Genomic DNA, 12902 nt, shown 5'->3' with positions numbered 1-12902 from the left:
AATCTTTTTGTCAATATGAAAATAAAATAATATATTAAAACATTCAAATAATCGTTTGACCATTAATAAACCAATTGTATATACTATAATCAAATGAACATTTGAATGTATATACGAAATGCCTTTACTCACCGATTGGAGTTGAAAGCAAATGAGTAATGCTGGTTTGGAAAAAGTAAATGATAAAACCGTTTATCGTGTACAAGGGTTCACCTGAGTAAGCTGTGCGACAAAGTTCGAAAAGAACGTAAAACACCTGGATGGTGTTTCTGATGCGCAAGTAAACTTTGGTGCTGCTAAACTAACTGTTTATGGTGTAACCACCATTGAGGAAATAGAAAAAGCAGGAGCTTTTGAAAACATAAAAATATTTCCTGAAAAACAAAAATTGGAAGAGAAAAAAGAACCATTCTTTCAAAAACATTCGACCGTGATTGCCTCGCTGGTTTTCTTATTGATTGGGTGGATTTCGGCGGAATTGTATGGGGAAAATAGTATTTCTACGATTATAGCCTATGGGGCTTCGATTTTAATTGGCGGTTACCGCCTATTTAGCACCGGAATTAAGAATTTAACCCGTTTAGAGTTTGATATGAAAACGTTAATGACCCTTGCTGTTATTGGAGCAGCTTTTATCGGTGAATGGGGTGAAGGGGCCACTGTTGTTATTCTATTCGCCATAAGCGAAGCCCTGGAGTCTTACTCAATGGATAAAGCCCGTCAGTCCATTCGATCTTTAATGGATATTGCTCCTAAAGAAGCCTTGATTAGAAGGGGGAAAAAAGAATTTACAGTCGAAGTGGAAGATGTTCAAATCGGTGATATTATGATTGTCAAACCTGGACAGAAAATTGCGCTGGACGGAATCGTAGTAAAAGGGGAATCTGCTGTTAACCAAGCAGCTATTACAGGTGAATCGGTTCCTGCGGCAAAAACGATTGATGAAGAGGTCTTTGCCGGAACTTTAAATGGAGAAGGTTTACTTGAAGTTAAAATTACCAAACATGTCGACGATACAACGATTGCAAAGATTATTCACCTGGTTGAGGAGGCTCAAGCAGAACGGGCACCTTCGCAGGCAATTGTTGATAGATTTGCAAAATACTATACGCCAATCATCATGCTTTTTGCATTAGGGGTAGCCGTGCTGCCACCACTGTTTCTTGAAGCAGATTGGGGAAAATGGATTTACCAAGGGCTGGCAGTATTAGTGGTAGGTTGTCCTTGTGCACTTGTTATTTCCACTCCCGTATCCATTGTAACCGCAATTGGTAATGCGGCTAGGAATGGTGTTCTTATCAAAGGCGGAATCCACTTAGAAGAAATGGGAGCCATTAAAGCAATTGCCTTTGACAAGACCGGGACGTTAACGAAGGGGATCCCGGTGGTTACGGATTATCTGCCACAATCCCCTGTAGATTCAGATGAATTACTAAAGATTGTTGCCGCATTGGAAAATGGGTCGCAACATCCACTAGCTTCAGCGATTATGAAAAAAGCAGTAGATGAAAAATTATCATATCAAAACATAATGATTGAGGATTTTACATCTATAACAGGTAAAGGAATTAAAGGGAGAGTAAATGGGTTAATGTATTATGTTGGCAGTCCTAACTTGTTTGAGGAAATCTTACCAAACGGATTGGCAAATGATCAAAAAGCCCAAATTGCACACCTGCAAAAACAAGGGAAAACAGTAATGGTGGCTGGTACTGCATCAGAGGTATTGGGAATGCTTGCTGTTAGTGATGAATTGAGAAATAACAGTAAGGATGTTATCCAAAAACTTCACTCCTTAGGAATACAAAAAACGATAATACTGACGGGGGATAACGCTGAAACAGCACATGCCATTGGAAAAATGGCAGGAGTTTCTGATATAAAAGCAGATCTATTGCCTCAAGATAAATTAACTTTCATTAAAGAACTTCGAAAACGATATGATCGAGTTGCTATGGTTGGTGATGGGGTGAACGACGCACCAGCATTAGCTGCCTCTACGATTGGTGTTGCCATGGGGGGAGCTGGAACCGATACAGCTCTCGAAACTGCAGATATTGCATTAATGGCTAATGATCTTGGAAAACTACCGTTTACGGTTATGTTAAGCAGGAAAGCCTTGGTAATTATTAAACAAAATATCACCTTCTCTTTGGGAATTAAACTTGTGGCATTATTGTTAGTAATTCCGGGATGGCTGACACTTTGGATTGCTATCTTTGCTGATATGGGTGCGACGCTTATTGTCACATTAAATGGTTTACGGCTTCTCAGAATAAAAGAAAAATAATAAAGGCTTCCCGACAGTTTGGGAAGCCTTTATTCAATTTATATTAGAAAGGGGTATAATCCACGTTTGGAGTATAGTTATTTGCTGCATTCCATAATAAGAACTCATTGATTCCCTGTGAATGTAATGCTCGGATTTGGTCTTCGACTTCTTTCTTACCATAGGCCTTATAGTTACCATTTCCGAGCCAAGAGGCAGTAAAATCCTGTAACCATGGACGGGAAATTGGCGGATTGGTCAATCTTCTTAATCGTTCCTTTTCAACCTTCGCATAGCCTTCAACAAGGAGATAGGGGTGTAAATCAGGTTTTTCTATACCGAATATCGCTGTCCAGTGGCTTGGATAAATCATCGCAGAAATAACATCTACATGTTGGGCGATATTTGTGAAATTTTGTCCTATTCCACTTGCCTCAGGGATAACAGTAGCATTTCCAAAAACATCGACTGACACCTTAACATTATATGGCGAGAGTTTCTCCTTTGCGTATTTTACAAACTCGCTTACTGCCGTAACCCTGTTTCCTTGAAATGACAATTTATCGTAGGTAAGCTCCTTTTCCACTTTTTCAAACTTCTCAGGAAAACGTACATAATCGAATTGGATTTCTTTGAAACCTAATTTAACTGCTTCAAGGGCTATACCAATATTATAATCCCAAACCTCCTTGAGAAAGGGGTTTGTAAAAGAATCTCCGCGGGCATTCTTCCATAATCCATTCGTTGATTTAAAAGATAAGTCTGGGTTCTTATTAGCTAGGACATTATCCTTAAAAACCACAATTCTTGCAATTGGATAAATATTATTTGACTTTAAGGTAGTCATGAGTGAAGAAGGATTCGAAATGTATGGACGTCCTATTGGGTAATAGGTTGAATTTTTTGAAGGGATGAAAGTTAGATTTCCATGATCATCTTTGATATCAATGACCATTGCGTTTAAATCGGTATTGTTGATAAGTGATAGTAATTGATTAAACAAGGGTTTTTTTGTGTTTGAAGCAGTTACATAGATACCCCTGATGGGCTCTTGAAGGGGGTTAGAAGCTAGAACCGTTTCATGAAACAGAAGACTGAAGGTTAATAGTAATACAAAAAGGGAAAGCAAATATTTTCTCATACCATCGCTCCTTTTTTATTTATTCCTTTTAGCATGTGCATAAAAGTGAATTTTATCAAAAAGAGCTATCTTGAAGTTCAAGATAGCCCGGATTTTTAAAAAATTAATTTTATGCCGACCAAGATAAGCCCAATGAGAAATCCGCAAACAGCACCATTGACCCGAATCCATTGCAGATCTTTTCCGACATTGTTTTCAATCATATCAATAAGTGTTTTATTATCCAGCTTTTCTAGGTTTTCCTCGACTAGTTTTCCAATCTTGGAATGATTATTATCGACAAAGATTGTGATTTGCTGTTTAATCCAAGACTCTATGGCGTCTACCTTTTCCTGATCTGATTTTAAGCTTTCAATGGCTTTTATTAATAGTGGAAGGAGATAATTCTCGTAAAAGTTAGGTGATTCTATAAATATAGTGGCTTTTTGTTTTAGCTGTTCTATAAAATCAATAATTTTATCCTCTATTTTCCATTCTGTAATCATTTGATCTTTGATATTGTTTAATTCCAGGGTAAGGTTCTTATCGGTTTTAATATCCTGAAGCTTTGTATTTATATGAAAAAGCAGAGTTTGTCTATTTTGATTGTAGGGATCCTGAAAGCTGATAACACCCTTTTGAATAAGACCCTGAATAATACTCCCTAATTTCTCTTCATTCACAATATTGGTAAAAGATTTTAGAGCAAACTGCATAAAACCATCCGCTTTAATATTTTCTAATGCGTCAACTGCCATCCTGCCAAGTCTTTCTTTTGTACTTTCTTTTTTGGACCACTCATCAATTTCTTTAAGGACAAAATCGAGTGCCTTTTCATCATATTTCCTGCTTATTAACTGCTCAATTGCGAGTGGTAGATAGTTACTTGTGTCTATATCATTTAGCTTAGATTTTAATTCAACTTCGATGACAGGGGCGATTTTCTTACTATCAACAGAGTGTAGCAAATGCTCGATAGCCTTAATTATTCCTGTTCTAACAGGTTGACCTGATATCGCTTGTTCGGCAATAGGAAATAATCTTTCTGCAAATGGAATCGTTGCTATTTTCTTTCTGATACTATCTTTTGTCAACCAATCATTTTCGAGCATAGAAATGATACCTGCAATGATTCTTTTACGGTTTTTTGGTAATAGTGCAGTATGTGGTATAGGTAACCCTAAAGGATGGCGAAATAATGCAGTGACTGCAAACCAGTCTGCTAAACCCCCAACCAAACCTGCTTCAAATCCTCCCTGGAGAATGGTTCCCCAGAGAGTATCCTGAAAGGGGAAAGTCCCAACGAAACCTACTCCCATCACAGCAAGAGAAATCTTCGCTAAATGCTGCGACTTATACGTTTTTCTCGACATCATTGTATCCCTCATTTTTTTACTGTATAGTGTCTATTTCCTATTATCTCAATATCACCAAAAAATGCAAAAAAAAACTCCTCATTTGCTAGTATGAGGAGTTTTCTACTTTTCTTTTTTCAGGGCGGATGTGGGTTATGAGACCATCTAATTCAGTTATATAAAATTGTGTTTCAGGTGTGGATTTTAAATAATTATCTTGAATTAACTGGTAATAGTTTACTCTTCGATCGGGATCAAATCGAAGCATGGGGAATTCCTTACGTTCCTTCACATATAAGTCGACTGCATTTTGAACCATATCCATTTCAACCGGTATTTTCTTTTCGGCCTCTTCAAAAAGATCATAGGTTTCTTTTGACATATAAAACTTTTTCGAAGGAATCCCGCCTAAAATATGGGCTAGTTGTTTAAAGTCAATGCGATTATCGTCCTCGACAATAATCGTCCGATATACCCCTTTAGGAAGATTATCTGAAAATTGTCTTATGGCTTTCCTAACCTCATCAATGGTTAAATCAATGATTGGATATTCAGTTGCTTGGTTCACTTCCCTTTGTGAATCATACTCATTCTGAATCGTTGTGTTCACTGGTTTTTTTAGGTATTTTTGAACCATTACATAGCCTGTAAGTCCGCCGATTCCAATGCCTGCAAACGTACAGAGGACTGTCAGCCAAGGTTGGAGGCCATAGCGGCCATCTAAGAAGTAGCCTAATTTATAAAATCCAAAGACAATTATGGCGGCTGTTAAACCTAATACCATATTTAGAGAAAGGGTCTTCATTAAGAAATTTGTGAATTCGCCCCAATGTTCATCGGTAAAGTTCTTCTCATTGTTAATAAATTTTCTTACCTCTTTCTTCATTTCTTCAGAGACATTGTTTTCTTTGAAGAAAGGCTCTAGATAATCATTTTTAGTTTTATCATTATTTTTTAAAATACAAGCTGTTTTTTCTGTGTCGCCTTTTGAGTAATGAATGTAAATAAATTTTTCTTCAAAACCTATTTCAAGATTTTCAGTTACTCTGCCCACATGTTTAATAAACTTGTGTTTCATATTTTACGCCCCCTTACTATCTTTATGCATAAATGAACGGGAACGGAATGATTCCTCTTTTACTTCCTTTAGGATTTCTTTAGCCTCGACTTTAGCATTGAAAATAATTGATTTTGCTTCGTTTTCACTTTTCTTCATTATTTCTCTAGCGTCTTTTCTAGCTTGATTAAGAATTTTAGTACTTAGCTCTAGTTTTCTTTCAGCTTCTTGCTTATATTGCTCTGTTAATTGAAGTTGATTTTCGATATGTTGTTTTCTGCTGTCTAAGACACCAACTAACTTTTTAAAAACGAGTTTCTTTAAAATAAAAACTAAAACGGTAAAAATAAGTGCTTGATATACCATCGTTCCCAAAGAAATGGGGAGTCCAAACAAGGTTATATCACCCAATTTTTACAACTCCTTTCATTTTATTGTCTAGTGTAAGCAGCCGATACGCTGTTATGTTAAGCGGTGAGCAATATAAACCATCGTAAGTGTTACAAATATGTAAGCCTGAATAGCACCAATAAAGACACAGAATGCTTGCCAAATGAGCATTGGCAATGCTGCTAAAACTGCTGCCGCAAATCCATGAGTGACAGCACCAGCCAATAAGGCAAGCATAACCTCTCCAGCATATATATTACCAAATAAACGAAGCCCTAAGGTTAAAGTTGTAGCAAATTGTTCCAAGATATTTATTGCGAATAAGGCTTTAAAGGGTTTGAAGAAGCTGATTAGGAAATGTTTAAAAACCATGCAGGCGGATATCGATGAAGTGTGTGTAGGCGATAATCATGATGGCTAACGTCATAGTGACATGGGCATCTGAGGTAGGGGAGCGCCACCATGATACTGGGTGGTCTTCACTCGTGATAATTGAAAATGGGACACCCAATAGATTGGCGATAAACAAATACATTAAAAGTGATACCCCAGTCGATAAAATAAATAAATTATTTGTGGAACCCATTGAGCTAGTCATAATGCTCTTTACAAAGTCCATAATCCATTCCATGAAATTTTGCCATTTTTTTGGCACACCCTTGGTAAGATTTCTAGTGCAAAAATAGGCAATGGAGAAAACTAGTAGAGCTGCAATGGTGGTGGTTAAGATGATCGATAAATCAAAAGTTAAATGAAATAGTACTATCTGAGGTCTAGCGTGTTCCAAGATGTCCAACCCCTTTCTCGAGATTAGGCGGATAAGCTATAGCTCATAAAATATAGGTAATATTTACTAGATAACGCTTTCATTATATAACGAATGAATTATTATTTCAACATAATTAATAATTTATTTCTAATTTTCGGAAAAATATAATTTTCATGATTTAAAACAAAATTAATGCAGAGTTAGTGAAGTCATTTATATTGTTTTGAATAGTATTTATGGAGTTAAAAGGGCACCCGCTAATCATGGGTGCCCTAGATATTATCTGTATAGAATTGAATTTCCTAGTTAATCGCGATTGTTTCCTTGAAGGATATTTGAATTTCTTTCACATCTTCATTATAAGATAAACATGTTTCAGTATCCTCGAAAAACCAAACATCGTTCCCTTCAACATAAAGCCGAACACCTTTTATTTCTTTTGTAAATCCAATATTGGATGGTGCTTCTGCAGAAAATGCCAGACTAAAACCCTTATTTTTCACACCAAAACCATCATATTGTGGGTACATTCTTACGGAATTGTTTTGGAATTCATTCGTTAACCACTTTGCAGCTTTTTCATCAATTGAAATGATCATCTTAAATCCACCAGCCTTTTCCAAATGGTAATATTCCTAATAGGATTGAAACCTTGTATATTTTTTAAAAGAAATGTTAGGACATTCCTTATGATATTAGAGTAAGGGTTTTCAGAAGGTTTGCATGTGACATTATTCACAATCCTTCGTTTGCTGATTATGTTTTTTATAAATGTTCAAAATTCTGCAATATTTACCTTTAAAAGTGGATAATAAGGATATATAGACTGGGAAGGATTAAGGGAAAATGGCTGATGTAATGGTTCAATAGGAAAGTTAAATGTTCCAGCTAATGTTTTCTAAATTGTAACATAATTAAGATAGTAAAGATGATAAAATGGATTTACTACGAAAAGGGAGTTAGAAACGATGGAGCAAAAACTTGATAAATTAACTGAGAACATTTCAGACATTAAAACGTTAATTCATACTTTTAATAAAACCTTAGAGAATATCGAACATCGACTTTCTCGTTTAGAGCAAATGGACAGTATTGAACATCGAGTAGAGGTCAACCAAATAGACTTATCTGATATTAAGGAATCTCTGCAACGTATTGAAGATGTGCAGAGTAATGTGGTGAATGAAATAAAGAAGCATGCAGGAAAAAGTGAGGAAGTTAAACACATTAATCGTCGGCTTGATTCACATCTAATTAAGCTAGCCAAAGCCGAAGAGGAAATTATTATCCTAAAAAATAGATAACTGCAAAAAAGATCAGATAATAATAATCTGATCTTTTTTATCGAAAACGTTTGAAATCGCCTTCAATTTATCTGCCAAATAATTTTTTGAGCGCTGTAAAGAGAAGTGCTAAAGAAAAAATAATCATTGCTAATGAGCCTACGATATCAAGAATTGGACCTAAGAAACTTAAAAATGATACCAGTTCAACACTCATTAATACAAATCCAGATAGGATTGCAGCTAAAAATAATAAAATTAATTCCATCGGTAGTTCTCCCCCCTTTAGATTAAAATATGTTTTCAAGGTGGAGAGTGATTGGATTATTACAAAAATATTACAAAAAAACAGACCAAATTTGGCCTGTTTTGAAGAAGGAAATTAGGATAGCACTTCAGTTTGTGACAAGGTAATTTTTTTAGAGTTTGCTTCTTCATCACTTACATTTTTTGTTACCTCGACATATTTAATATGATGCTCCTCCATATCAAGAATCTTAAATGAATAGGATTCGTGATGAATCGAGTCTCCTTCTTTTGCCTCATAATTTTCGGTTAATATCCAGCCGCCGATGGTGTCAACATCTTCATCATCAATATCGACTCCGAGTAAATCATTTACTTCCGTAACTAAAACCTTAGAGTCAATAATGTAGTGGTTTTCCTTTATTTTCCGAATCATTGGGATTTCATCCGAATCAAATTCATCTCTGATTTCACCAACAATTTCTTCAAGAATATCCTCAACTGTAACTAGACCGGATGTTCCGCCGTATTCATCCATTAAAATTGCCATATGCATTCGATCTTTTTGCATTTTAACGAGCAGGTCATGGATTGGAATCGTTTCTATGACTCTAATAATGGGACGAGTATAGTGTTCTAGTGTTTTTGTGGAAAGAGTTTCGTTACTGATTAAATCAGTCACCATTTCCTTAATATTAACTAAGCCAATTATATGGTCCTTATCACCATCTATAATTGGATATCTAGTATATTTTTCTTCCCGGATGACGTGAAGAAAAGTATCCAGAGAATCATCCTTTGATAATGAAACGATTTCCGTTCTTGGAACCATAATTTCTTTGGCGATTCGGTTATCAAATTCAAAAATTTTATTTACATACTTAAACTCAGATTGGTTAATCTCGCCACTTTTATAGCTTTCAGATAGGATAATTCGAAGCTCTTCCTCGGTATGTGCCATTTCATTTTCAGAGACAGGCTTAAGACCAAAAATGCTCGTCACAATACGTGCTGACCCATTTAATATCCAAATAAAGGGGTACATCACCTTATAAAAGAATATTAGAGGTCGTGACATAATAAGCGTAATTAATTCGGCCTTTTGAATTGCCAATGTTTTAGGTGCTAGCTCTCCTACGACAACATGTAAAAATGTAATGGTCGCAAATGCAATCCCAATGGATAATATGTGGGAAACACCTTCAGGAATTTCTAGTCCGTTGAAAAGGGGAGTAAGTAAATGCTCAATCGTTGATTCCCCAATCCAACCTAAAGCAAGGGCAGTAATGGTAATTCCTAACTGGCAGGCAGATAGATATTCATCCAAGTTCGAAATTACTTTTTTTGCTGAAATCGCACTCGAATTACCTTCCTCAATTAACTGGTCGATTCTTGAACTCCGGATTTTTACAATAGCAAACTCTGAAGTTACAAAAAAAGCAGTTAACGCAATTAAAATGGCTATTATCACCAAGTTAAATATGTCCAAATAATTTCCCTTACCTCGAATAATACGAGGTAAGGAGTCACCTCCTAGTAATATAAAAAAATTAACACTTAACAGTCAAAAGGGATTTCTTTAAGACTGATTTAAGCAGCATAAGATTGGTAGTTAAATTTTCTTTCTGCAGGTCATCCAATTTATAACTAATTGGAATGAGGTCAAATAAATCATTTTGCAGTTGATGCATTTGCTGTATAACTATATTTAGATGTTTTTCCACTTCTGCTTCACAAATTGATTTGTCTTTCCTCATATCTAGCTTTCTTTTAATCTCTTCAAGTGGAAAGTGTAAACTCTTACATTCTTCTATAAACTTTAAGTCCTTTAACGTTTCCTCAGAATAAATTCGGTAATTAGATTTGGAACGCTCTGCGTTTAATAAACCAAGTGAAGTATAATAATCGATTGTCCGCTTAGAGACCATTGCAATTTCCGCTAATTCACCGATACGATAGACAGCCCCATCATACCACCTCGATCACTAAATTTTAAAATAATTATAGTCAATTACAACTGTACAGTCAAACGTTCTAGTTTGAATAATAGTTAGTATCAATATTTTATGAATAAAGTTCCGCAGGTATGAATAAGAAAATTATAAATTTTCAAAAATAAAATAAGAAACAAAAGTCTCCTATAAAGGAGACGCAGCTAATGGTAATCTAATTGTAAATATCGTGATTTTAGGCGACGATGAACAGGTTAATTCACCTTTATGTTTTTCAATAATTTCTTTGCACACGAACAACCCGAGCCCGGTACCGAGTTTTTTTGTTGTAAAAAAAGGCTCGAATATCGTTTTACTTAATTCAGAAGGGATCATTGGCCCATTATTGGATATAGATAACATAACATGGGTGTTATTCTCAATATAACTGTTAATTTCGATGGTTGGGTTTGGAATTCTGTGATGAATTAACACGTCAATGGCATTAAAGATAATATTAATAAAAACCTGACGAATTTCATCTGCATATCCATAAAGAGAAATTTCTTCGACAATTTCTTTTTTTATTTTTACTTTACCATCTAAAATTGAAGGATATAAGAAATTTAAAACCTCATCAATTAATTTATTAAAATGAAATTCCTCTTTTTCTTTTCCTATTAGTTCTTTCTTTGATAATAATAAAAATTGTGAAATTCGAAAATTCAGCTGGTCTAACTCACTTGAAATAATCTCTAAATATTTCATATCCGGATGGTCAGCCTTAAGAAGTTGAATAAATCCTTGAATCGAAGTGAGTGGATTTCTAAATTCATGGATAAAACTTGATGTCATTTGCCCGAGAAGGGTTAAACGGTCTTGATGAGTCGAATCAATAAACATCGTTTTTTCTTCAATAATTTTGTTTTTAGCTTCTGTATAATGAGTAACTGCGTAATAAAGGAATTTATCAAAGCAGAAATTTATCCTATTAATTGATTCTTGAAGAACTGACCATTGTAAACCAGATTTCCCTAAATAACTGTATAAAATGGTTCTTCCGAGATTGACATTATAGACAAAATCGCCAATATTAATATTGGCTTGGGCTCTTTCTTCAGAAGTTTCTAATGCATGCTGTTGAATCATCTCTAATAAATCTTGTTCATTCAGTTTATGCATGTCTAGCACTATATTAAACATAGTTATCCCATTCTGCCTTATTTTTTCTTTAAAGGGATCTCCATCAGCTATGACAATTGAATTTTCCCACTCTTCTATTAAACTTTTTTTATTCTTATCAAAAAAAGTAATTAATTCCGTTTGTACTTCAGATACCATCACACTTTTCCTCCTAAGGCAAATCCGAACAGACTAGTTATTTAATTATACCATGATTAGGAGGTTTTCCTTGTAAAAGTTCTATAAAAATAGTATATTTGTTAAGAAATTAATTAAATATTTCCACAAGGGGAGCTGCTTTCGGTGGCTGAGAGTGAACGTTCGAGTTCTGACCCTATGAACCTGTTAGTTAACGCTAGCGTAGGGATGTGGTTTGCCAGATATCAATATCAAGCAATGCAGACAATCCTTATATGTCGTGCATTGCTTTTTTTTGTTAATAAGGCACCATATTAAATTACAGGAATAAGCCTATCGAACGTTCTCCAAAAAAATTAGGGGGAACAAGTATGGAAAAAAAGCGCAATAAAACATTATTTCTAGTCGAAGTAGCCGTATTTTCAGCACTAGCATATTTATTAGATTTGGTTTCAGGTCTCTTGTCGCTAAAAATATGGCCGCAAGGAGGATCCATTTCGATCGCGATGATACCAATTTTCTTAATGTCCTTTCGTTGGGGGTGGAAAGGCGGTATCCTATCTGGGTTTTTACTTGGATTACTTCAGTTCATTCTAGGCTTTTCGCAAATCTATACACTGCTTCAAGGTATTATTGATTATGGCATTGCCTTTTCAGTCGTTGGTTTAGCAGGAATTTTTGCTTCACAGGTGAAAAATTCTCTTGCAAATAATCACAAAAAAAGCTGGATCACTTATGTAGTTTTAGGTACATTCTTGGGAAGTGCATTAAGATATCTTGCTCACGTCTATTCCGGAATCGTATTTTTTGGTGAATATGCGCCTGCGGGTCAGCCAGTAGCTGTGTATTCCTTTGTTTACAATGGAACCTACATGCTTCCAAGCTTTATCGTAAGTGCAATCATTGTAATCCTGATTATAAGTGCGGCACCGAAAAAAATGATCTAAGATAAAAAGAGAAAAGTCCTTGACTTTTCTCTTTTTTTTGAAATAAAGGATGAATTTTTGAACCTAGATTACTGTCCAGCTCCAGCGCCCTAGCGGCTAGTGTCCTTCGGTCTCCGCGAGTAAAAATCCTTCAGGATTTTTACCTACCTACGATAAGTCACCATCGAATCGCCTACGGCTCTTCGTGTTTCCTTTATCTCAGTTGGAGCCCTCCA

At 35.4% G+C, this 12902-nt stretch carries 12 protein-coding genes, 1 pseudogene and 1 riboswitch; of the genes and pseudogenes, 3 read left to right on the top strand and 10 right to left on the bottom strand.

Annotation, left to right across the window (positions count from 1 at the left end):
* Positions 1 to 151 precede the first annotated feature (151 nt).
* Positions 152 to 2290 (top strand): heavy metal translocating P-type ATPase, encoded by a 2139-nt coding sequence (locus tag V7108_RS17170; protein ID WP_335568936.1) that lies wholly within the window; start codon positions 152 to 154, stop codon positions 2288 to 2290.
* 43 nt (positions 2291 to 2333) lie between these two features.
* Here the strand turns inward: V7108_RS17170 and V7108_RS17165 are convergent, their stop codons facing one another.
* The 6 genes and pseudogenes from V7108_RS17165 to V7108_RS17140 all read right to left on the bottom strand — a co-directional run bounded on the left by V7108_RS17165 (position 2334) and on the right by V7108_RS17140 (position 7559).
* Positions 2334 to 3410 (bottom strand): putative glycoside hydrolase, encoded by a 1077-nt coding sequence (locus V7108_RS17165; RefSeq protein ID WP_335568935.1) that lies wholly within the window; start codon positions 3408 to 3410, stop codon positions 2334 to 2336.
* A 95-nt stretch (positions 3411 to 3505) separates the two neighbouring features.
* Positions 3506 to 4762, bottom strand: a complete 1257-nt coding sequence (locus V7108_RS17160; RefSeq protein WP_335568973.1) for a DUF445 domain-containing protein — start codon at positions 4760 to 4762, stop codon at positions 3506 to 3508.
* A gap of 88 nt (positions 4763 to 4850) precedes the next feature.
* Positions 4851 to 5822, bottom strand: coding sequence for an AtpZ/AtpI family protein (locus V7108_RS17155; RefSeq protein WP_335568934.1), 972 nt, complete (start codon positions 5820 to 5822; stop codon positions 4851 to 4853).
* A gap of 3 nt (positions 5823 to 5825) precedes the next feature.
* Positions 5826 to 6212 carry an ATP synthase F0 subunit B gene (locus tag V7108_RS17150; protein WP_335568933.1) on the bottom strand — a complete coding sequence of 129 codons (387 nt, stop codon included), beginning with the start codon at positions 6210 to 6212 and terminating at the stop codon, positions 5826 to 5828.
* 51 nt (positions 6213 to 6263) lie between these two features.
* Positions 6264 to 6978 (bottom strand): annotated as a pseudogene (gene atpB, locus V7108_RS17145) (F0F1 ATP synthase subunit A).
* Positions 6979 to 7262: 284 nt separating this feature from the next.
* Entirely contained in the window at positions 7263 to 7559 is a 297-nt protein-coding gene (locus V7108_RS17140) for a HesB/YadR/YfhF family protein (protein WP_335513406.1), read from the bottom strand.
* 369 nt (positions 7560 to 7928) lie between these two features.
* On the opposite strand from V7108_RS17140, the gene V7108_RS17135 reads away from it, so the two are divergent.
* Positions 7929 to 8264 (top strand): hypothetical protein, encoded by a 336-nt coding sequence (locus V7108_RS17135; RefSeq protein ID WP_335513408.1) that lies wholly within the window; start codon positions 7929 to 7931, stop codon positions 8262 to 8264.
* Between the two features lie 67 nt (positions 8265 to 8331).
* Here the strand turns inward: V7108_RS17135 and V7108_RS17130 are convergent, their stop codons facing one another.
* The 4 genes from V7108_RS17130 to V7108_RS17115 form a co-directional block, all read right to left on the bottom strand.
* Positions 8332 to 8511: a hypothetical protein gene (locus V7108_RS17130; protein ID WP_335513410.1), complete on the bottom strand. Its 180-nt coding sequence runs from the start codon at positions 8509 to 8511 to the stop codon at positions 8332 to 8334.
* Between the two features lie 114 nt (positions 8512 to 8625).
* Positions 8626 to 9978 carry a hemolysin family protein gene (locus tag V7108_RS17125; protein WP_335513412.1) on the bottom strand — a complete coding sequence of 451 codons (1353 nt, stop codon included), beginning with the start codon at positions 9976 to 9978 and terminating at the stop codon, positions 8626 to 8628.
* 61 nt (positions 9979 to 10039) lie between these two features.
* Complete coding sequence (locus V7108_RS17120) at positions 10040 to 10441, bottom strand: MerR family transcriptional regulator (RefSeq protein ID WP_335513417.1); 402 nt, start codon at positions 10439 to 10441, stop codon at positions 10040 to 10042.
* Positions 10442 to 10627: 186 nt separating this feature from the next.
* The gene (locus tag V7108_RS17115) at positions 10628 to 11761 is read right to left on the bottom strand and encodes a histidine kinase N-terminal domain-containing protein (protein WP_335568932.1); all 1134 of its coding nucleotides are present in this window, start codon (positions 11759 to 11761) and stop codon (positions 10628 to 10630) included.
* A 118-nt stretch (positions 11762 to 11879) separates the two neighbouring features.
* Positions 11880 to 11986, top strand: a riboswitch (TPP riboswitch).
* A gap of 125 nt (positions 11987 to 12111) precedes the next feature.
* Between V7108_RS17115 and thiT the strand changes: the two genes are divergently transcribed.
* Positions 12112 to 12687 (top strand): energy-coupled thiamine transporter ThiT, encoded by a 576-nt coding sequence (gene thiT, locus V7108_RS17110; RefSeq protein ID WP_335513414.1) that lies wholly within the window; start codon positions 12112 to 12114, stop codon positions 12685 to 12687.
* Positions 12688 to 12902 lie beyond the last annotated feature (215 nt).

The sequence above is a fragment of the Neobacillus vireti genome, from assembly GCF_036962345.1.
In the GTDB taxonomy this organism is placed as follows: domain Bacteria; phylum Bacillota; class Bacilli; order Bacillales; family Cytobacillaceae; genus Neobacillus; species Neobacillus vireti_A.
This window is presented reverse-complemented; position numbering and strand designations above follow the sequence as displayed.